The sequence below is a fragment of the Haloplanus salinarum genome, from assembly GCF_024498175.1.
GTDB lineage: Archaea > Halobacteriota > Halobacteria > Halobacteriales > Haloferacaceae > Haloplanus > Haloplanus salinarum.
In genome coordinates, this window is sequence record NZ_CP101823.1 from 1,770,628 (window position 1) to 1,790,330 (window position 19,703).

Annotated in this window: 25 protein-coding genes and 1 tRNA gene; 16 read left to right on the plus strand and 10 right to left on the minus strand. The window is 69.9% G+C overall.

All coding sequences use genetic code 11. The features are described from left to right. Position 1: 1 nt before the first annotated feature. The 4 genes from phnE (NO364_RS09150) to NO364_RS09165 are packed head-to-tail and all read left to right on the plus strand — an operon-like array spanning position 2 to position 2,559. Positions 2 to 802, plus strand: coding sequence for a phosphonate ABC transporter, permease protein PhnE (gene phnE, locus NO364_RS09150; RefSeq protein ID WP_257627341.1), 801 nt, complete (start codon positions 2 to 4; stop codon positions 800 to 802). Continuing rightward, the gene (gene phnE / locus NO364_RS09155) at positions 802 to 1,596 is read left to right on the plus strand and encodes a phosphonate ABC transporter, permease protein PhnE (RefSeq protein WP_257627342.1); all 795 of its coding nucleotides are present in this window, start codon (positions 802 to 804) and stop codon (positions 1,594 to 1,596) included. Before phnE (NO364_RS09150) ends, phnE (NO364_RS09155) begins: the two co-directional genes overlap by 1 nt. 39 nt (positions 1,597 to 1,635) lie before the next feature. Further along, entirely contained in the window at positions 1,636 to 2,337 is a 702-nt protein-coding gene (locus tag NO364_RS09160; protein WP_257627343.1) for an HAD family hydrolase, read from the plus strand. Between the two features lie 57 nt (positions 2,338 to 2,394). After that, on the plus strand, positions 2,395 to 2,559 hold the full coding sequence (locus NO364_RS09165; protein WP_157687785.1) for a hypothetical protein: 165 nt from the start codon (positions 2,395 to 2,397) through the stop codon (positions 2,557 to 2,559). Between the two features lie 5 nt (positions 2,560 to 2,564). Here the strand turns inward: NO364_RS09165 and NO364_RS09170 are convergent, their stop codons facing one another. Beyond that, a complete protein-coding gene (locus NO364_RS09170; RefSeq protein WP_257627344.1) occupies positions 2,565 to 4,244 on the minus strand; it encodes an acyl-CoA mutase large subunit family protein in 1,680 nt (559 codons plus the stop codon). Positions 4,245 to 4,371: 127 nt separating this feature from the next. Between NO364_RS09170 and NO364_RS09175 the strand changes: the two genes are divergently transcribed. The 8 genes from NO364_RS09175 (at position 4,372) to NO364_RS09210 (ending at position 10,414) form a co-directional block, all read left to right on the plus strand. Continuing rightward, on the plus strand, positions 4,372 to 4,692 hold the full coding sequence (locus NO364_RS09175; RefSeq protein ID WP_257627345.1) for an SHOCT domain-containing protein: 321 nt from the start codon (positions 4,372 to 4,374) through the stop codon (positions 4,690 to 4,692). Positions 4,693 to 4,867: 175 nt separating this feature from the next. Beyond that, the gene (locus tag NO364_RS09180) at positions 4,868 to 7,240 is read left to right on the plus strand and encodes a methyl-accepting chemotaxis protein (protein ID WP_257627346.1); all 2,373 of its coding nucleotides are present in this window, start codon (positions 4,868 to 4,870) and stop codon (positions 7,238 to 7,240) included. Positions 7,241 to 7,292: 52 nt separating this feature from the next. Continuing rightward, positions 7,293 to 8,063 carry a creatininase family protein gene (locus NO364_RS09185; protein WP_157687781.1) on the plus strand — a complete coding sequence of 257 codons (771 nt, stop codon included), beginning with the start codon at positions 7,293 to 7,295 and terminating at the stop codon, positions 8,061 to 8,063. 46 nt (positions 8,064 to 8,109) lie between these two features. Next, positions 8,110 to 8,625 carry a TspO/MBR family protein gene (locus NO364_RS09190; RefSeq protein WP_157687780.1) on the plus strand — a complete coding sequence of 172 codons (516 nt, stop codon included), beginning with the start codon at positions 8,110 to 8,112 and terminating at the stop codon, positions 8,623 to 8,625. Positions 8,626 to 8,681: 56 nt separating this feature from the next. After that, positions 8,682 to 9,080 (plus strand): nascent polypeptide-associated complex protein, encoded by a 399-nt coding sequence (locus NO364_RS09195; RefSeq protein ID WP_157687779.1) that lies wholly within the window; start codon positions 8,682 to 8,684, stop codon positions 9,078 to 9,080. Then, entirely contained in the window at positions 9,077 to 9,814 is a 738-nt protein-coding gene (locus NO364_RS09200) for a methyltransferase domain-containing protein (RefSeq protein WP_157687778.1), read from the plus strand. The genes NO364_RS09195 and NO364_RS09200 overlap by 4 nt, the downstream gene beginning before the upstream one ends. 61 nt (positions 9,815 to 9,875) lie before the next feature. Continuing rightward, positions 9,876 to 10,097 carry a hypothetical protein gene (locus NO364_RS09205; protein WP_157687777.1) on the plus strand — a complete coding sequence of 74 codons (222 nt, stop codon included), beginning with the start codon at positions 9,876 to 9,878 and terminating at the stop codon, positions 10,095 to 10,097. Continuing rightward, on the plus strand, positions 10,094 to 10,414 hold the full coding sequence (locus NO364_RS09210; RefSeq protein WP_157687776.1) for a hypothetical protein: 321 nt from the start codon (positions 10,094 to 10,096) through the stop codon (positions 10,412 to 10,414). Before NO364_RS09205 ends, NO364_RS09210 begins: the two co-directional genes overlap by 4 nt. On the opposite strand, the gene NO364_RS09215 is transcribed toward NO364_RS09210, so the two are convergent. The 3 genes from NO364_RS09215 to NO364_RS09225 form a co-directional block, all read right to left on the minus strand. Then, positions 10,411 to 11,001, minus strand: coding sequence for a DUF6517 family protein (locus NO364_RS09215; RefSeq protein WP_157687775.1), 591 nt, complete (start codon positions 10,999 to 11,001; stop codon positions 10,411 to 10,413). The two genes, NO364_RS09210 and NO364_RS09215, sit on opposite strands and share 4 nt — an antisense overlap. Positions 11,002 to 11,046: 45 nt before the next feature. Further along, on the minus strand, positions 11,047 to 11,364 hold the full coding sequence (locus NO364_RS09220; RefSeq protein WP_157687774.1) for a transcription factor S: 318 nt from the start codon (positions 11,362 to 11,364) through the stop codon (positions 11,047 to 11,049). Between the two features lie 77 nt (positions 11,365 to 11,441). After that, on the minus strand, positions 11,442 to 11,699 hold the full coding sequence (locus NO364_RS09225; protein ID WP_157687773.1) for a DUF5789 family protein: 258 nt from the start codon (positions 11,697 to 11,699) through the stop codon (positions 11,442 to 11,444). A gap of 98 nt (positions 11,700 to 11,797) precedes the next feature. Here NO364_RS09225 and NO364_RS09230 point away from each other — a divergent pair, with 98 nt between their 5' ends. Next, positions 11,798 to 12,841 (plus strand): DUF7504 family protein, encoded by a 1,044-nt coding sequence (locus NO364_RS09230; protein WP_157687772.1) that lies wholly within the window; start codon positions 11,798 to 11,800, stop codon positions 12,839 to 12,841. 110 nt (positions 12,842 to 12,951) lie between these two features. Here NO364_RS09230 and NO364_RS09235 read toward each other — a convergent pair. Then, positions 12,952 to 13,035 (minus strand) — tRNA-Leu (locus NO364_RS09235). A 138-nt stretch (positions 13,036 to 13,173) separates the two neighbouring features. Between NO364_RS09235 and NO364_RS09240 the strand changes: the two genes are divergently transcribed. Continuing rightward, positions 13,174 to 13,692 carry a hypothetical protein gene (locus NO364_RS09240; protein WP_157687771.1) on the plus strand — a complete coding sequence of 173 codons (519 nt, stop codon included), beginning with the start codon at positions 13,174 to 13,176 and terminating at the stop codon, positions 13,690 to 13,692. 5 nt (positions 13,693 to 13,697) lie between these two features. Here NO364_RS09240 and NO364_RS09245 read toward each other — a convergent pair whose 3' ends face one another. Genes NO364_RS09245 through NO364_RS09255 form a run of 3 tightly spaced genes read right to left on the minus strand, consistent with a single transcriptional unit; the run spans position 13,698 to position 15,898 of the window. Continuing rightward, the gene (locus NO364_RS09245) at positions 13,698 to 15,014 is read right to left on the minus strand and encodes an amidase (protein ID WP_157687770.1); all 1,317 of its coding nucleotides are present in this window, start codon (positions 15,012 to 15,014) and stop codon (positions 13,698 to 13,700) included. 48 nt (positions 15,015 to 15,062) lie between these two features. Then, positions 15,063 to 15,359, minus strand: a complete 297-nt coding sequence (locus tag NO364_RS09250; RefSeq protein WP_157687769.1) for a hypothetical protein — start codon at positions 15,357 to 15,359, stop codon at positions 15,063 to 15,065. 14 nt (positions 15,360 to 15,373) lie between these two features. Continuing rightward, on the minus strand, positions 15,374 to 15,898 hold the full coding sequence (locus NO364_RS09255) for a DoxX family protein (protein WP_257627347.1): 525 nt from the start codon (positions 15,896 to 15,898) through the stop codon (positions 15,374 to 15,376). A gap of 263 nt (positions 15,899 to 16,161) precedes the next feature. Between NO364_RS09255 and NO364_RS09260 the strand changes: the two genes are divergently transcribed. Continuing rightward, complete coding sequence (locus NO364_RS09260; RefSeq protein ID WP_157691033.1) at positions 16,162 to 17,391, plus strand: permease; 1,230 nt, start codon at positions 16,162 to 16,164, stop codon at positions 17,389 to 17,391. Positions 17,392 to 17,394: 3 nt separating this feature from the next. Here the strand turns inward: NO364_RS09260 and NO364_RS09265 are convergent, their stop codons facing one another. Then, complete coding sequence (locus tag NO364_RS09265) at positions 17,395 to 17,574, minus strand: hypothetical protein (protein ID WP_257627348.1); 180 nt, start codon at positions 17,572 to 17,574, stop codon at positions 17,395 to 17,397. 191 nt (positions 17,575 to 17,765) lie between these two features. Between NO364_RS09265 and NO364_RS09270 the strand changes: the two genes are divergently transcribed. Beyond that, positions 17,766 to 18,251: a hypothetical protein gene (locus tag NO364_RS09270; protein ID WP_257627349.1), complete on the plus strand. Its 486-nt coding sequence runs from the start codon at positions 17,766 to 17,768 to the stop codon at positions 18,249 to 18,251. On the opposite strand, the gene NO364_RS09275 is transcribed toward NO364_RS09270, so the two are convergent. After that, positions 18,248 to 19,702: an MFS transporter gene (locus NO364_RS09275; protein ID WP_257627350.1), complete on the minus strand. Its 1,455-nt coding sequence runs from the start codon at positions 19,700 to 19,702 to the stop codon at positions 18,248 to 18,250. The genes NO364_RS09270 and NO364_RS09275 overlap by 4 nt on opposite strands. Position 19,703: the final 1 nt, after the last annotated feature.

Sequence of the window (19,703 nt, forward strand, 5' to 3'; positions counted from 1 at the left end):
CGTGGCCGCGGGCGAGCGCACCTGGCAGCGGCCGACCGTCTTCGGCCGCCGCGGGATCAAGTGGGCCGTCTACGCCGCCGTCGTGGCCTTCTTCGCGTGGTCCGCGTGGGGAGTCGGTGCGGACCCGTCGCGGATCGTCCGCGGACTGGGCCGCGGGGTGACGCTCCTCGGCGACTTCTTCCCGCCCGACGCGACGCCGCGACAGGCCCAGCGCATCGTCGACAAGATGGTCGAGAGCGTCGCGATGGCGATGGTGGCGACGGTCACCGGCATCGCGCTCAGCGTCCCCGTCGCGTTCATGGCCGCGGAGAACCTCGCGCCCCGACCGCTGTACTACCTCAACCGCGGGTTCATCTCGATCTCGCGGGCGTTCAACGCCATCATCGTCGCCATCCTCGTGGTGAAGGCGGTCGGACTCGGCCCGCTCGCGGGCATCGTCACGATCACGTTCAAGACCGTCGGGTTCTTCTCGAAGCTGCTCGCGGAGGACCTGGAGGATATCGACGCCGGGAGCGTCGACGCCGTCCGGGCGGTGGGCGCCTCGCCCCTCCAGACGCTCTGCTACGGCGTGGTCCCACAGATCGTCCCGCGGTTTGCCGGGCTGTCGGTGTACCGCTGGGACATCAACATCCGCACCTCGACCGTCGTCGGCATCGTCGGCGCGGGCGGCATCGGCTCGGTCCTGCTCACCGCGTTCAACCGCTACGACTACCAGTACGTCTCGGCGATCCTGCTCGCCATCGTCCTGGTCGTCCTCGTCGCCGAGGGCGTGAGTGCGGTCGTCCGACGGAGGTACCAGTGATGTCGAGCGAGACGCGGGAGTGGCGGCGGTTCGACCGTCGCCGCCGGCTCGGCCGGTCGCTCGGCTGGCTCGTCGCGCTGGTCGTCTTCGTCGGCTCGTGGCAGTTCCTCGATATGCGCCTCGTGGCCGCCGAGACGGTTCCGCGGGAGGTCAACGACCTCCTGTCGCGGATGTACCCGCCGGACGTGGCCTACGCGGGCGAGGTCGTCGCCCCGCTGATCGAGACCCTCCACATCGCCGCGCTGGGCACCGCCGGCGCGCTGGTGCTCGCGGTGCCGGTCGCCCTGCTCGCCGCCGAGAACACGACGCCCAACCGCGCGACCTACTGGCTCGGGAAGGTGATCGTGACCGTCAGCCGGTCGGTGAACACCATCGTCTGGGCGCTGATCTTCGTGGTGGTGTTCGGCGCCGGTCCCCTCGCCGGTGCCGTCGCTATCGCCTTCCGTTCGGTCGGCTTCCTCGGGAAGCTCCTCGGCGAGGAGATCGAGGAGATCGACTTCGGACAGGTCGAGGCGGTCGAGGCCGCGGGGGCCTCGCCCGTCCAGACGCTCCTGTACGGTATCCTTCCACAGGTGAAACCCGCGCTCGTCGGACTGTCGGTGTACCGCTGGGACATCAACGTCCGCGACTCAACCATCCTCGGGTTCGTCGGGGCGGGCGGGATCGGCGTCCAACTGTTCCGGGCGGTCAACGCCTTCGCCTGGGGGTCCGTGGCGACCATTCTCCTCGTGATCCTAGGGGTCGTGATCGCGAGCGAAGTGATCTCGGCGTACGCCCGGGGGCTGGTCCGATAGCGTGACCGTGAAGCGACTCCGGCACGGAGTGGAACCCACATGAGCCCGCCGACCCCGCCAGGGACGGACACCGGAACGACCGACCGTGCCCTGCTGTTCGACATGGACGGCGTCCTGATCGAGGGCCGCGGGGCCGACGACGTCGTCCACGAACACGCCCGCGACGACACGCTCGCGGAGTACGGGATCGACCCGCCGGAGCGCCACCGCGCGCCGCTCGGGAACTACGAGTACACGGACGCGTTCGTCGAGGCGTGTCGCGCAGTCGGCGTCGACCCCGTCGACTTCTACGCGGCGCGCGAGCGCCACAGCGCCCGACGGATCGTCGAGCGCCTCCGGGCCGGCGAACGCGGCCTCTACCCCGACGTCGACGCCCTCGACCGGGTGGCCGACGACCGCCCACTCGGCGTCGTCAGCAACAACTACGATCCGGCCGTCGAGTTCGTCGTCGACCACCACGGACTGGACGCCTTCTCCTTCGTCCGCGGCCGGGACCCCGGGGTCGACGGCTTCCGCCACCGCAAGCCGGATCCCCACTACCTGCACGAGGCGCTGGACGCCCTCGACGCCGAGACCGGATACTACGTCGGCGACCGCGAAACCGACGTCGTCGCGGCCGAACGCGCCGGGCTCGACGGCGTGTTCGTCCGTCGTGACCACAACGCCGACGCGACCCTGCGTGTCGACCCCACCCACGAAATCGAGTCGCTGACCGAACTCGACCGGCTGTTCGAGCGGTGAGTGCGCACTCACCGCAATCTATAAGAGCCGACACGCGTTAGAATATAATGATAAAACATGAATGATTCGGGCACGATCGACTGTCCGCTCTGTCCACGGGCGCTGTCCGCTCGGACGGAACTCCGGATCCACCTGATGGTCGACCACCGGAAGAGCACGGTCATCGACGAGTACGTCGACCGGCTGGACCGCCGCGACGGGTCGACGGTCGCTACCCCCTGATCGGGCTACCGTCCGGGCTGGTACTCGCCGAACTCGTCGCGAAGGACGTTCGCTATCTCGCCGACGGACGCGTAGGCCTTCACCGCGTCGACGATGGGCGGGAGCAGGTTGTCGTCGCCCCGGGCCGTCTCCCGGAGGGACGCGAGTGCGGCCTCGACCGCCTCGTCGTCGCGGTCGGCCCGGACCGTCTCGAGGCGGTCGATCTGTCGGCGTTCGTCCTCCTCGGTCACCTCCTCTAGATCCACCTCGGGGTCCTCGTCCTCGACGCGGAACTCGTTGACACCGACGATGATCCGCTCGCCCTCCTCGATCTCCTGTTGGCGGTCGAAGGCGACGTCCTGGATCTGCCCTTGCACCCACTGGGACTTCACCGCGTCGAGCATGCCGCCGCGTTCGTCGATCTCGTCGAGCAGATCGAGGGCCTCGCTCTCCAGTTCGTCCGTCAGGGACTCGACGTAGTAGCTCCCGGCGAGGGGGTCGATGGTGTCGGCCGCCCCCGACTCGTGGGCGAGGATCTGCTGGGTGCGAAGCGCCGTCCGGACGCTCTTCTCGGTCGGGAGCGACAGCGCCTCGTCCTTCCCGTTGGTGTGGAGGCTCTGGGTGCCGCCCAGCACCGCGGCGAGCGCCTGGTAGGCGACGCGGACGACGTTGTTGTCGATCTGCTGGGCGGTCAGCGTCGAGCCGCCGGTCTGGGTGTGGAACTTCAGCTGCTTCGATTTGGGGTTCTCGGCACCGAACCGCTCTTCCATGATCGAGGCCCACATCCGGCGGGCCGCGCGGAACTTCGCCACCTCCTCGAAGATGTTGTTGTGGGCGTTGAAGAAAAAGGAGAGCTGTGGGGCGAACTCGTCGACGTCGAGGCCGGCGTCGAGGGCGGCCTCGACGTACTCGATGCCGTTGCCGAGGGTGAAGGCGATCTCCTGGGCCGCGGTCGACCCGGCCTCGCGGATGTGATACCCCGAGATCGAGATGGTGTTGAACTTCGGCGTCTCGGTCGCACAGAACTCGAAGATGTCGGTGATCAGCCGCATCGACGCCTCCGGCGGGTAGATGTAGAGGTTGCGCGCGATGTACTCCTTCATGATGTCGTTCTGGATGGTTCCCCGGAGTTCCGCCCGATCGACACCCTGCTGGTCGCCGATGGCGACGTACATCGCGAGCAGGATGGCGGCAGGCGCGTTGATCGTCATGCTCGTCGACACCTCGTCGAGCGGGATACCGTCGAAGACCGTCTCCATGTCCCGCAGGGTGTCGATGGCGACGCCCGACTTCCCCACCTCGCCGGCGGCCATCGTGGCGTCGGAGTCGTAGCCCATCTGGGTCGGCAGGTCGAACGCCATCGAGAGGCCGGTCTGGCCCTCGTCGAGCAGGTAGTTGAACCGCTCGTTGGTCTCCGTCGCGGTCCCCATGCCCGCGTACTGACGCATGGTCCACAGCCGACCGCGGTACATCGTCGAGTAGACGCCACGGGTGTAGGGCTCCTGGCCCGGGTACCCCAGATCCGCCTCGTAGTCCAGGTCGGCGACGTCGGCGGGCGTATAGAGGGGGTCGACCGACTGCCCGCCGGTGTCGGTGGTGAACGCCTCCTTGCGCTCCCCGAACCGATCCACGGTCGGCCCGTAGGCGTCGTCCTCCCACTCCGCCTTGGCCTCGCGGATCCGTTCGAGGTCGTCGGGGTCGAACATGCGCGGAAGGTGGAGCGCCGCGACCTTAATCCTTCGAGACCCCGTCGGCGACGTCGTTTTCAGGGATCGGGAATCGTCGACGCCAGTTATCTCGGTACGGAGCCGACGTTCGAACGAGGTGAGCACGATGCAACTACCCATCTACACTCTCGGCGGGCTCGCACAGCACCACCCCGGCCCGCACGGCCCCCACTGGGGCGCCGGCCCCGCGGGTGGGATGGGATCGGGCCTGGGCATGGGCGGCGGGTGGCTCGTCCTCCTGTTGGTGTTCGCGCTTCTCGTGGTCGGCGTCGTCGCCGCGGCGCTGTACCTGCGGGGCGAGACGGGCGACACCGACCGGACCGCGGACGACGCGCTCGCGACGCTCCGGGAGCGGTACGCCACAGGCGACCTCGACGACGACGAGTTCGAGCGCCGCCGGGAACGGCTGACCGAACGAACCGGCTGACGACCGGCGGCGACCCTCGGTCCCGGGACGGCCGGTTTTCTCGTCTGATAATTCGGTCGGGTGCTTTTATACGCCCGCTTGCCAGCGTACGGAACAGTATGCGTATCGTCGAACGAGGGACGCGAACGGACGCGGAATCGACAGCGAGTGCGGGATCGCTGGCGGGGGGGAGCGGATGAAGAGGCTCCCGTCGGTCGTCACCGACAGTTATCTGAAGCGGTTCGCGGCCATCGTCGCGGTGGTGCTCGTCGTCGTGGCGGGCGTGGGGGTCTTCTTCCAGGGTGCCATCGCCGAGGATATTCGACACAACGAACAGGCCGAACTCCGGACGATGGCGGAACTCGAGGCCAACGCGATGGCCGAGTGGATCGATCGCAACGGGGAGAACGCACGACTGGTGTCGTCGCTCGGCGAGATCAAGTCGGGCGACCGATACCGGATCGACGCGGCGTTGAACACGGAACTCGAACAGCTGTCCGACTCGACACACTCGGTCCACTACGTCGACATCGGCCCGAACCGGATCATCGAGAGCACCGACGACGAGCGGACCGACGCGAGGCTCGACGACCTGCGATGGGCGCGTAGCTCCCTCGACGGCCTGTCGGGACAGGACGCCTCGGCGGTCGCCGTCTCGGAGGGCTACCGGCAGGACGGCGTCGAACTGATCGCGTTCGCCAGCCGGATCGAGGGAACCGACCGGGCCATCGTGGTGACCGTCGACGCGGGTCAACGGGCCGCCGGGTTCCGGACCCCGACCGAATCGAGCTTCACCCAGGTCGTCGACAGCGAGGGGATAGTCGAGTTCGCGGCCGACGAGGAGGCGGCACTCGAACCGTACGGCTACGGTAACGGCCACATCCGCATGGCCCAGCAGGGCGAGACCGGCGTGATGGACATGCCCGAACGCGACCTGGTCGTGGGCTACGCACCGATCGAGGGGAGCGACTGGGTCGTCGTCACGCACGCACCGCGCTCGGAGGCGTACGCACTCGCCGGCGTCGTCACCCGCGACCTCGCCATCCTCGTCGGCATCGCCCTCGGCGGCTTCCTGCTGATCGGCGCGACGCTCGGGCGGAACACGGTGAACGCGCTCGACCGCCTGACCGACGAGGCGGAGGCCATCGCACGCGGGGACCTCGACGCCGAGGTGGCGTCGACCGACCGCGACGACGAGGTCGGACAGTTGATCGACGCCTTCGCCGACATGCAGTCGTACCTCTCGACGGTCGCCGCACAGGCGGAGGCGGTCGCGGACCAGCGGTTCGACGCCGCGGTCCTGGAGGAGGACGTCCCCGGCGCGTTCGGCGAGACGATCGAGCAGATGAGCGACGACGTCGAACGCGCACAGCGGGAGGCCGAACGGGCCCGACGCGACGTCGAGGAGCTGAACGCGGCGCTGGAGACGCAGGCCGACGGCTTCGGGGAGACGATGTCCCGGGCCGCGGCGGGCGATCTGACCCAGCGGATGGATCCCGACGGACGGAGCGAGGCGATGAACAGCATCGCCGAGTCGTTCAACGGGATGATGGACGAAATCGAGGCGACGCTGGGACAGGTCCGATCCTTCGCCGACGAGGTGGCTGCGGCCAGCCAGCAGGTGACCACGAGCGCCGAGGAAGTCGAGAGCGCGAGCGCGGACGTGAGCGAATCCATCCAGGAGATCTCGGCCGGTGCCGAACGGCAGGACGAGCAGTTGACGACCGTCTCGGGCGAGATGCAGAGCCTCTCGGGAGCCATCGAGGAGGTCGCGTCGTCTGCCAACGAGGTGGCGACGACGGCCGAACGGGCGGCCGAGACCAGCGAAGCCGGCAGCGACGCCGCGATGGACGCCGTCGAGGAACTCGAACGGATCGAGAACCGGGCCGAGGCGGCGGCCACGGAGGTGACGGCGCTCGCGGAGGAGGTCGCCGAAATTGGGGACATCGTCGACGTGATCGCCGACATCGCCGAACAGACGAACATGCTGGCGCTGAACGCCTCGATCGAGGCCGCCCACGCCGACGGCGACGGCGACGGCTTCGCGGTCGTCGCCGACGAGATCAAGGGTCTCGCCGGCGAGGCCGCCGACGCCACCGAGCGGATCGACCGGCGTATCGCCGACGTGCAGGACGCCGCCGACGACACCGTCGACGACATGGAACGGCTGCGGGAAGGCGTCGCCGACGGAAGCGAAACCATCGACGACGCGCTCGCGTCGCTCGACGACATCGCCCAGCAGGTCGCCGACCTCGACACCGGCGTCCGGGAGATCAGCGAGGCGACGAACGACCAGGCCGAATCGACCGAGGACGTCGTCTCGATGCTCGACGAGGTGTCCGAACTGGCCGATCGGTCGAGCGCCGAGGCGTCGAACGTCTCCGCCGCCGCGGAGGAACAAACCTCGACGCTGTCGGACGTCTCCGAGAGCGCGCAGTCGCTCACGGGCCGTGCCGAGTCGCTCCGGGAGCTGCTGGCCGAGTTCACCGTCGACCGCGGGGAGTCGGCCGACGCGGCCGCCGGGGGCGACACCCGTCCGGCCGCGGCCGACGGCGGTGCCGAGCGATAGCCCCACCGAAACACAAGCGTTCAAGGGCACGCCAGCCCCCTCTTTGGGCAGAATGTACATCGCAGACGAGACGTGGCCGGAGCTCGGGGACTACTTCGACGACGAATCCCTCGCGCTCGTTCCGCTGGGGTCGACCGAACAGCACGGCCCCCACCTCCCGCTGGCGACCGACCACCTGATCGCGGAGGCGCTCGCCAGTGAAGCCGCCGAGCGGACCGGCTACCTCCGAACCCCGACGATCAACGTCGGCGTCAGCCCGCACCACCGGCAGTTCAACGGCACCATGTGGGTCGACGCGCCGGAGTTTCGCGACTACGTCGAGTCGTTCACCCGGAACCTCACGTACCACGGCATCGACCGCGTGGTCTACGTCAACGCCCACGGCGGCAACGTCGACCACCTGCGGGAGGTGGGGCGCCGACTGCGCGACGACGAGGAACTCTACGCGATCGAGTGGATGTGGGACGAGAGCATCCCCGAGTTGGTCGACGACCTGTTCGAACAGAACGGCCCCCACGGCGGCCCGAAGGAGACGGCGATGATCCAGCACCTTCGGCCCGAACTGGTCCGCGAGGACCGACTGGCCGACGCGCGGGACGGTGGCGTCCCGGACGTCGAGGCCGCGGACACGATCAAACACGGCGCGCGGACCTTCTACGACGCCGCCGACAACACCGGCAACGGCGTCCTCGGCGACCAGACCGACGCCACCGCGGCGAAGGGCGCCGAGCTGTTCGAGGCGGCCAGCGAACAGCTCTGCCGGCTCTGTGAGTGGCTCGACGACCAACCCTTCGAGGACCTGCTGCCGAAAGACCACGTGTAGTGCACCCCGTCGGAGCCCCTATGACTCCGGCGCTCGTACGTGGCGCATGACCCTCCGCCGGCGTCTGCGCCGTCTCCCGGACGAGCGGCCCCGTCTCGCCCTCGTGGTCGCCGTGCTCGCGGTGGAACTCGTCGGCGCCTCGGGCGCCGTCTTCACCGCCAGCGGCCTCGTCTCGTGGTACGGCACCCTCCAGCGCCCGGCGATCGCGCCGCCGAACTGGGTGTTCGGCCCGGTGTGGACTCTCCTCTTTGCCCTCCTGGGTGTCGCCGTCTGGCTGGTGTGGCGGCGGCTGTCCTCGCCGCGGACCGAGGGCCGTGCCCGCGTCGCGCTCGCCGTCTTCGCCGTCCACTTCGTCGCCAACGTCGGATGGTCGGCGGCCTTCTTCGGCCTGCAGTCGGTCGACCTCGGTCTCGCCGTGATCGTCGTCCTCCTGGCGCTGATCCTGCTCACGATCCGGGCGTTCGATCGGGTGGACCGACGGGCGGCGCTCCTCCTCGTTCCCTACCTCTGCTGGACGGCGTTCGCCGCGTATCTCAACTACCGGTTCTGGGTGTTGAACTAGTCCCTCGACCGCGCCCCTTCGCCATCCTTTTGCCCACGCACCCCCACCCTCGATCCATGTTTGGTGGCGGCGGCATGAACCCACGGAAGATGAAACAGATGATGAAACAGATGGGCATCGACGTGACCGAACTCGATGCCGAGGAGGTCGTCATCCGGACGGCCGACGAGGAACTCGTCTTCTCCGACGCGCAGGTGACGCGCATGGACGCACAGGGCCAGGAGACCTACCAGGTCGTCGGCGAACCCGAGACGCGGGACCCGGGGAGTGCGGCCGGCGCCGTCGAGTCCGGCGACGACGACGTGAACGACGCGGACGGCGACTCCGCGGACGCCATCCCCGAGGACGACGTGGAACTCGTCGCGACGCGTGCCGGCGTCGGGAAAAGCGAGGCGCGGGAGGCGCTCGAGGCCGCCGACGGCGACTTGGCGTCGGCCATCGCCAGCCTGGAGTGACGTCGACGTTCCTGCTGGTTCGTGAGGACCGGGAGTACCTGCGCGCGCCCGGCGAGGAACTCCAGACCGACCTCGGCGTGTTGACCGTCCCCGAGGACGTCGAACCGGGCCAGCGCCTGGAGACCCACCTCGGCGAGGAGTTCGTGGTCCGGGAGCCGCGGGGGCCGGACCTGTTCGATCACTTCGAACGGACCGGCGCGCCGATGATGCCCCGCGATATCGGGTTGGTGGTCGGCATGACCGGCGCCGCGGCCGACGACCGGGTACTCGACGCGGGGACGGGCACCGGCGTCCTCGCGGCCTACCTCGGCCGGATCGGCGCGGCCGTCCGGACCTACGAGCAGGACCCCGAGTTCGCCGACGTCGCCCGCGAGAACATGCGCCTCGCGGGCGTCGCCGACCGCGTCGACGTGCGGACGGGCGACGTGACCGCGGAGCTCGACGCCCTCGCCGCGGAACCGGGGTTCGACCTCCTCACCCTCGACACCGCGGACGCGCCGTCGGTGGTGCGCCGGGCGCCGGACCTCCTCCTCAGCGGCGGGTTCGTCGTCGTCTACTCGCCGTTCGTCGAGGGCACCCGCGCGGCCGTCGAGGCCGCCGAGGAGGCGGGACTGACCGGCGTGGAGACCCACGAGACGATCCAGCGACGGATGCAGTTCGACGAGCGGGGGAGCCGCCCCGACACCCGCGGTGTCGGCCACACCGGCTACCTGACCGTCGGGCGGCTGTCGTGACGATCCCGGGGGACGGGAGCGCGGCCGACGGTATAAGTACGTGGCCGCCGAATCGGCGCCCATGAGTCGGGAGCGCGGCGCCGAGATCGAGGACGTGCGGACGTGGCCCGAACTGGCGGTCGGACTCTACGAGCGGCTCACCGGCCGCGGTGCCGAGATCACCTACGAGTTCGACGACCTGGAGATACGGGTGCCGGATCGGATGGGGCCCGACGCCGACCACGCCCGCTGGCGTCTCGACGGCACCGTGCGCATCCGGACCCGCGAGACCGACCGCGAGTGACCGGGGCGGAACGACCGCTCGACGTCCACGCCGACCTGACCGTCGAGGTCGACGGGGCGACGGTGTCGATCCGGGGGTACGGCGACCTCGTCGTCGTGCGGGCGCCCTCGCTGGCCGCCGCGCGGGCGCTCTCGACCGGGACGGGCCTCCTGTTGGACCGCCTCCACGACGCCGACGTGACCCTCGACCTGCGGGTCCGCGGCCATAGCGTCGCGCGGGCCGGACCGGGTCACGACCCGGGGCTTCTCTCGCGGGCGGTCGGGGCCGCCCCCGCACGGCTCTCGCCCGGCGGCGTGGTGCTCTCCCTGCTGGACTAGCGCGTCCCGCGGATCAGTTCGAACAGCTCCGCCCGGAACGCCTCGGGGTCGATGTGTGTCTCCAGCGTCTCGACCACGTCCTCGGCCGCCGACCCGTCGGCGCCGACGACGGCGGTCGGATACGCGCCGCCGGCGAGCCTGAACGCTCGGTCGGGGGCCCACACCGCCAGCCAGCCGTCGACGTCGAGGGTCACCCCGTCGACCCGGCAACGCGCGTCGTACCGGAACAGGCGGGCATCGGCGTCGCCCACCCGGAGCGACCGCCGCTCGGCCCGGTCGACGTCGACGAACCCGCGGTCCCCGAGGCGGTCGGCGAACCCACGGCTCGCCCGCGAGGCGACCAACCGGCGGAGCGGTCCCGTCACGGGCGGCGAGGGATCGAGTTCGAGGCGGGCGGCGAGGAAAAAGCGCCAGCTACGGTCGAGGCCGGTCCGCTCGCGGACGGTCCCGCGAAGCCGGTCGTCCTCGTAGAGACGGATTCCGGCGGAGACGGTGAGTCCGCCGGCGGAGAAGGGCGTCTCGGTGGTGTCGCTCACCTGCCGCCAGTCGGTCAGTCGCTCGCTCGGGACCGACGGCGGTGCGACCATCGTGCGGCATCCGGGGCGCGACGGATATAATGGTTCGTCACTCCGTCAGTGATCGTCCTCGCGCCACTTGTGCTCGCATTCGGTACAGACGAAAAAGCGGGTCTCGGACTCGTCGGCAGCACGGATCTGCTGCATGTACCAGTAGGCCTCGTCGTTGTCACAGGACGGACAGTCGGCGCTCGTCGTCGGGAGGCCGCTCGTGCCGCCGCCGGACTCGATGATCTCCGACTCCTCCTGGGCCTGTGTCGTGACCATCTCGGCTTCCTGCTCGGCGTCGCGCGCCTGCTCGAACCCACACTGGGTACAGATCCACACGCCGTCCTCGGTCTGCATCATCGATCCGCATTCGTCGCAGAACTCCATGGTGGCTCGAACCCTGATGCTCGACGGTCTTTAACCCACGGATAGCCGCCGTCCGCGCGGGATTTCGACGGCCGCGATCAGGCGTCCCCGTCGGACTGTCCCGGTTCGCCGACGGCCTCCACGGGGAGGACGTTCTGGAGTTCGTCGAACAGTTCGTCGGGGCCGTGGAAGGCGTCGCTCCCGAGTTCCGAGACGAGTTCGCCGAGGTTCGCCTCCCCGTTGGCCAGGAGCAACGTCACGTCCGCGAACTCGGCGGCGGCGTCGTCACGTGTGACCGGGTAATCGAGGCGCTCGAAGGTTGACTCCACCCGGCTCAGTTTCACGCGCTCGCTCATGACCGTGAGTTCGGACCCACGGCACTTAGTCGTGGGCCCGACCACCGGTGTCGGATGGGTGATACGCTTTTACATTCCCACACCGTATCGGGGCGCACATGGGGGAGGGATCCACGCCGCTCGACGCCGCCCTCGGAGAGGCGTCGTCAGTCCTTCTTCTGGCCCCGTCGGCGAGCGAGTTCGAGGACGACGCCTGTGTCGACCTCCTGACCGCCGACGAACCGTCGCGGAGCAACGTCCTCAGCGTGACCCTGACGCAGTCGCCCGACGAACGGATCGCCCTCTGGCGACGCGAGGCGGGCGAGCAGTTGCCGGCGCGGGCGATGGTCGTCGACGCGAACGGGGATCGGTCGGCGACGGAGTCGACGACCGACCGCGGGGACGACCTGTCGAGCACCCTCTCCGTCGACGTCCTCCGCTCGAACGCGGAACCGATCGACGTCGGGATGGCCCTCGCGCGGCACCTCGGCGCCTGGGAGTCCACGCCCGAGTCGACGCGGATCTGTCTGCACTCCCTGACCGCTCTGCTCGACAGTTTCGACCGCGAGGCCGTCGTCTCCCTGGTCTCGGCGCTCAACGACCTCTGTGACGCCGCCGGCGCCACCGCACACCACCACCTCGACCCGGCGGCCCACGACGACGGTCTCGTCGCGACGTTCCGCCCGCTGTACGACGCGGTGGTCGAACACGTCCCCGAGGACGGATGGACGGTGACCCGGGCGCCGGACGACGCCGAACGCCCCTCCTTTCGACGGTCGACGACGCCCCCGGGCGGGGCGGCGAGCACCGACCCCTGTCGCCCCGAGACGGTCCCGATGCCCTACTCGTTCGACCAGACGCTCGATCTCATCTCCGTCTCCCGGCGGCGCACGCTGCTCTACCACCTGAAGGATCTCGGCGTCGGCACCGTCTCCATCGACGAACTCGTCGAGGGGGTGGCGACCCGCGAACGCTCCATCCCGGCGCGCGAGGCGCCCGAATCCACCGACTCCGTCCGCGTCTCGCTCGTCCACGCCCACCTCCCGAAACTGGCCGACCTCGGCATCCTCGAGTACGACGTCGAGTCGGCGACGGTTCGCTACCACGGCAACCCCGCACTGGAGTCGTTCCTCCGGTACGTCGAGACGCTCGAACTGGGCTGACGCTCCTCGGCGGATGACGTCGGGAGAAGTTTTGCGAGGGAAGAGCGCTCCCGGAGCGCCTTCCGCATCTTCCGCGGTGGGGTTCACCGCGTCGGGCACGAGCCCTTCGATGCGAGGGAAGGGATTTGAACCCTTGGACCTCTACAGGAGCGGATCTTGAGTCCGCCGCCGTTTCCAGGCTTGGCTACCCTCGCACGCAACGAATCCTGAACCTTCGTCCGGGTTCAAGCCACCGATTTCCGGGCGCCGGCCCCGTCGTCGGGTCGTCCGTGGTAGGCGACCCATCACGGGAAGCGAGGGCTTATGACGCTCGTATCCAAAGGGTCCCCGTTATGTTCGACGACACCGACCGACGCCGGTTCCTGCAACTCGCCGGAACGGGGACGGCGCTCTCGATGGCGGGTTGTAGCGCGCTCTCGAATCACGACGGCGACGGCGGTGCCGGCGCCGGCGGTGACGGCGAGGCGGAGATGACGACGGTCACTCTCGGGGTCCAGCCCGACGAGGAGTCGCTCCAGGAACTCCAGTCCAACATCAGCTCCCGAGTCGAGTCGGGCGAACTCGGACGGATGGAGGCCCAACAGGAGTTCCGGACCCAACGCGCCGAACTGACGAGCGCCGCGGTGGACCGCTTCCGGAACCGCTCGGAGGACCTGTCCGTCTCCGTCGACGAGACGGTCGACGAGTTCGGCGTCCTCCTCGTCACGGGCGAGCCGGCGGCCCTGTTGGAGTCGCTCGGCTTCGACGGCGTGAACGGCCTCTTTCCTGCGGCGGTGTTCGAGGAAGCCCGAGCCCAGGCCGATACTGGGGCGCCTACCTCGGGCCCGGAGAACGGCTCGGAGATGGCGTAACCGATTCACGTCGCGTCGTCGACTGCTCCCACGTCGGCGACGGCCGACGCGATGGCCGCGCCCCACGACAGGAGTTCCTCGTCGGCGCCGAAGGGCGCGACCACCTGGAGGCCGAGCGGCAGGCTCCCGACTCGGCCACAGGGGACGGTCAGCGCGGGGACGCCGGCGTGGGTCCACGGGAGGTTCATGATCGGGTCGCCGGTGTCGTCGATGCCCGTCGGCGCGGGGCCGGGGGCGGCCGGCGAGAGCAGGAGGTCCACGCCCGCCTCGCGGGTCCGTTCGCCGATCCGGGAGCGGAACGCCCTGGCGGCCACGCGGGCGTCGACCAGTTCGTCGACGCCCACCTCACGTCCCGCCTCGATCAGGTCGGCCGTCGTGTCGGCGAACTGCTCGCCGTACTCGGCGTACCGCTCGGCGTGGGTGAGCGCCAGTTCGGCGGCGGTCAGGGCGTCGTGGCGCTCGTTCACCGCCTCGATGTCGTCAAGCATCGACACGCGGCGGACCTCGTAGCCCGCGTCGGCGAGGGCGTCGGCGCCCGCGTCGAGGCCGGCCCGTCCGGCCGGCGTCGCCTGTTCGAGGTACGGCCCTTCGACGACCCCGAGGATCGGCGGGTCGTCGGGGTCGACGGGCTCCCAGCCGTCACACAGGACCGACGCGGCCCGGGCCGCCCCGGCCACGTCCGCGGTGAAGGTGCCGACGTGATCGACGGTCGGCGAGAACGGCACCACGCCGTCGAGCGGGATCCGGTCGTGGCTGGGTTTGAACCCGACGACCCCGCAGAACGCCGCGGGGCGGATCACCGAGCCGACGGTCTGGCTCCCGAGCGCGAGCGGACACATCCCCGCCGCCACGGCGGCGGCGGATCCGCTGGAGGAGCCCCCTGGCGTGTGATCGAGGGCGTGCGGGTTCCGCGTCGGCGCCGGGTCGAAGTAGGCGAACTCGGTCGTGTGGGTCTTGCCCAGATGGAGCGCGCCGGCGTCGAGGAGCCGGCGCACGGCGACCGACTCCGCGTCGGTTATCGTCGCCGATGGAACCGCCGAACCCGCGCGGGTCCGGTAGCCATCGACGTGGAAGATGTCCTTGACGCCGACGGGGACGCCGAACAGCGGCGGCCTGGTTGACGGTTCGTCGTATCGTGCCTCGAGCGCCGCGGCCTCGCGGCGCAGCCGTGACTCGCGTCCGGGTTCGGAAACGAGCGCCTGGACGTCGTCTTCGACGGCGTCGATCCGATCGGTACAGTCGTCGATCACTCCGGTCGGCGTGTGGCCGCCGGCACGGAGCGTCCCTGCGAGTGGGTCGAGCGGTCGTCGGTCGGTCGACATCGCTTCCTGGTCACGGCCGAGAAGGATAACACTTCGGTCGTGGGGGCCTCACTGCGTTCGCGTCGCCGCGGTGGTCCCCGTCGTCGATCCGCTCGTGTCCGGGCCGGCGACGGCCCGGTAGCCGCCCCACAGCAGCAACACGATCAGGCCGGCGAGCACCAGCCCCGTCCGGATGGCGGGGTCGACGCCGGGGGTGGCGACGACTTCGCCCGCCTCGTTCGTCACGGGGGCCGCGCCGTACGGTTCCCCGTCGACGATCTCGACGATCCCGAGGACGACGACCCCGAGCGTCAGCAGCGTGCCGCTCAGCGCCATCGCCACGTTGTCGATGGTGGTAGTTTGCATGGGTGATCACCTCCTCAACCGAGCAGGTATTTGAGCCGCGGGTACTGCTGGACGAGTTCGGTCCGTTCGATGATCGCGTCCAGGCCGTAGTACCGACCGGCGGCGAGGACGATCAGCGTGACGAACAGCAGCAGTCCCATCAGGTCGCCGTTGACGACGCCGTGGCCGAACTCGGCGTTGCCGACCCAGAAGAACGCCATGAACACGGCGCCGCCGGCGGACGCGAGCCTGACGGCGACGCCGGCGGCCAGCGCCAGGCCGATCAGCGTCTCCGCCAGCGGGACGATGGCCGCGATGAACCGCGGAATCGCGGTCCCCATCCACACCGCCAGCGGGCCGAGGACGGTCCCGCCCATCTCCGTGAGGTAGGCGGGACCGTACGTGTAGTTCAGGCCGGATTCGACGAGTTTCGTCACGCCGGCGTGGAAGAACCACCAGCCGACGACGATCCGGAGGAACGCGATCCAGAAGGTCGTGATCGGACTGGATCCGCCGAACTCGAACGTTTCCGCCAGCGGATTCGACGTGTCGTAGGCCATAGTACGCACCCCACGTTCGCACGTCGAACCGCCGGACGAATATACCACGCGGCCGGTTCCTGCACCCTGGGAATCGGGGCGACGTCCCGCCGGGTCGATAGTTTCGAAACGAAGGAAAGGTGCGGCTCCGTCGAGGGTTTCAAAAACTAAACCCGCAAACCGCAGCTGTATCAGAACCACAACCCAGGTGAACGGGTGTCCCGTAGATCCGGTACGATGTCTCCGTCGACCGACGCCGACGCCCGGTTCGGGAGGTGGATCGCGTGACAGTCGTCGAATCGTTCGTCGAGGGGTTGCGCCTGGCCGCGGAGATGGGCTGGGAGACGTGGTGGGCGCTCGTCCTCGGGTTCACCATCGCCGGTGCGGTGGAGGCGTTCGTGAGCGAGGAGCGGATATCCGCCGTCCTCGGCGGGAGCGGGTGGCGCGAACTCGGCCTGGGGACACTCTTCGGCGCCGCGTCCTCGTCGTGTTCGTTCGGCGCGGTGGCGACCACGAAGTCGCTGTTCAAGAAGGGGGCGTCGCCGGTCGCCAGCCTCGCGGCGTTCCAGTTCGCCTCGACGAACCTCGTGATCGAACTCGGACTGGTGATGTGGGTGTTGCTCGGTTGGCAGTTCGTCGTCGCTGATTACGTCGCCGGCTTCCTGCTCATCTGCCTCCTGGCGGCGACGTTCGCCGCCCTCGTCCCCGCGGAGTGGTTCGCGGCCGCCCGCGAACACCTGCGAGCCACCGAGGGCGTCCGCGACCCCGCCTGCGGGATGACGGTCGATCCGACGGCCGACGATACCGTCGAACTGGCGACCGAGCGCGGCACCGAGTACTTCTGTTCGGAGTCGTGCAAGACGGCGTACGCCGAGGAGCGGCGCCAGTCGGACGCGACGTGGCGCGACCGCCTGCTCACCCGCGACGGGTGGCGGCTGGCCTCGAAGAACGCCCTCGGCGAGTGGGGTATGCTGTGGACCGACATCGTCGCCGGTTTCCTGATCGCGGGGCTGATCGCCGCCTTCGTCCCGCGGGCGTGGTGGACGACGCTGTTCGGCGTCGGCGCCGAGGGGTCGCTCACCTGGGTCGCCGCGAGCGCCGTCGTCGGCGTCGTCGTCGGCGTCGTCACCTTCGTCTGTTCGGTCGGCAACGTCCCCTTCGCGCTCATCCTCTGGTCGAACGGCATCGCCTTCGGCGGCGTGATGAGTTTCATCTTCGCCGACCTGATCGTCCCGACCATCACGGACGCCTACCGCCGCTACTACGGCCTCCGGATGGCCGCGGTCCTGTTCGTGAGCATCTTCGTCACCGCCGTCGTCTCGGGGGTGGCCATCCACTACCTCTGGGCCGGAATCGGGTTGATCCCACCGGCCGGCGAAACCGGCGGTACCGCCCCGAACGGGTACACCACCGACCTCAATGCCGCGTTCACCCTCCTCTTTCTCGGGCAGGTGTACGTCGGGTGGATACGCGACGACGACGCCGAGGGCGAGGTGACGGAGTCCCACGCCTGACCGTCAGCGATTGCGACTGGCCGGGAACTTCTCGCGCTCTGGGTGGTCGTCGAACCGTTCGGGGATGGCCCGATACAGCGTGTACCGCGTCCGGGTGCCACGCCGCGAGGGGACCGGATACCGGGGGCGGAGTTCGACCCACGACTCCCGCTGGACGACGTTGCCCGTCGGCCGGTCGTTCACGTCGGGTTCGACCGGCGTCCCGTCGAGGCCGAACCGTCGAAGGAGTCGGGATCCGGTCCAGTGGACGGGGGCCCGCCGAGGGCGACCCAGCCGACGTGGTGCATACCCATCCCCCGTCGGGAGCCGTGGAACATCCCCGTCCCGGACGGTCGGGGACAAGAGCCACGTGGCCGGCGGCCGACGCTCCCGGCATGCGCTCCGACTCCCTCCCGTCGGCGCTGGTCGCCGTCGGCATCGGCCTCCTCGTGCTCTCTGCGGTCCCCGTCGGTAACGCCGCGGACACCGACTACGTCCACCGGGTCGAACCCGCCGAGAACGGTACGCTCGCCTACGGCATCGAGTACGACGAGTCGGCGGTTCTGCCCCACGAGGACCTCTCGGAGCGCGGGCAGCGGGCCGTCACCCGCGGCGTCGCGGACTCGCCGTACGTCGTGGAGAACGCGTCGGCGACGGCCCCCGAGTTCCGGTACACCAGCGACCACGTCGCCCTGAACGAGGGCCTCTACGCCGTCCGCTACGAGGGGGTGGTGTACTCGATGCGCACCGAGCGGCGAAGCGAGGGGTTCAACGTGGCGACGCTGGCGCTCGGCCTCGCGCTCTCGGCGGTCCGCCCCCTCGGACTGCTGTTCGTCGCCGCCGGCCTCGCCGTCGCGGGGTGGCGCTGGTACCGGGATTAGCCCCCACTCACGGTCCGTTCCCGTCGGTGCAGCCACAGCGCCGCGAGCGTGGCGACGAGCCCCGCGGCCGCCGCGATGCCGAAGGCGATCCGGTAGCCGAAGACTGTGTAGACTCGGGCGCCGTTGAGGGTCTCGCCCGTCCAGTAGGCGTCGAGGACGCCACCCAGGAGTGCGGGCAGCAGCGCGGCCCCGAAGTAGCCGAACCCGTTGACGACGCCGGTGACGGTCCCCGCCACCGACGGGGGGTGTCGCTCCTTCCCGATCGTGAACACCAGCGCCACGCCGCCGTTGGCGACGAGCGCGACGAAGAACACCGGCGCGACGACCGGGAACGGCGGGACGACGGCGAGGACGGCGTACGCGAGCGTGAAAAGCAGGGCCGTGGCGACCACGAGTTCCGTCCGGCGGCCGAGACGGTCCGAGAGCGCCCCCAGCAGCGGGGATCCGACGACGAACCCGACGTTGCCGACGAGCACGACCGTCGAGGCCCGAGCCAGGGAGACCCCGTAGGTGTCGACGAGGAAGGGCACTCCCCAGAGCCCGAGGACGGTGAAGTTCACGCCGAGCACACAGAAGAGGATCGCACCCATCAGCCACGTCTCGCGCTCGCCGACGACCGTCCGGACGTTGGCGACGACGTCGGCGAGGGTGGCGGCGCCGGTGTCGGAAGCGCCCTCACCGTCCGCGGCAGTGGCCGCGCCCTCACCGTCCGCGGCAGTGGCCGCGCCTTCACCCTCCGCGGCAGTGGCCGCGCCTTCACCCTCCGCGGCAGTGGCCGCGCCCTCACCCTCCGCGGCAGTGGCCGCGCCTTCACCCTCCGCGGCAGTGGCCGCGCCCTCACCCTCCGCGGCAGTGGCCGCGCCCTCACCCTCCGCCGCCACTCCCGCCTGTTCCGGCGTGTCGCGGACGAACCCCGCGATGGCGAGGGTGAGCACGCCGGTCGTGGCCGCCGTCGCGAGGGTCGCCGTCCGCCAGCCGACGGCGCCGGTGGCGACGGCGAGCGGCGTCGTCGCGAGGATGCCGCCCAGCCCCGCCGCCGCGACGGTGTAGCCGGTCATGGTCGCGTACTCGTCGGCTCGAAACCAGTTGGCACAGAACCGGAGGGTGCCGATGTAGAGGACGCTCCCCCCGAGGCCGACCACCGCGCGGGCGAGAAACGCCGTCGCGAGCGACTCCGAGAGGGCGAACCAGGCGACCCCGAAGGTTAGCAGACCCAGGCCGCCGGCGCCGACCCGCCGCGGGCCGTACCGGTCGACGATCAGCCCCGCCGGCAGCTGGAGGGGGGCGTAGACGTAGAAAAACGAGGCGTGGAGCAGTCCGAGTTCGGCACCCGTCGCGTCGAAGGTCCGTGCGAGCGAGTCGGCGAGGACGGCCGTCGCGGTCCGGTGGAAGTTGACGAACAGGAACCCGGCCGCGAGGACGGTCCAGAGCGCGGCCCGCCGTCGTCGCATC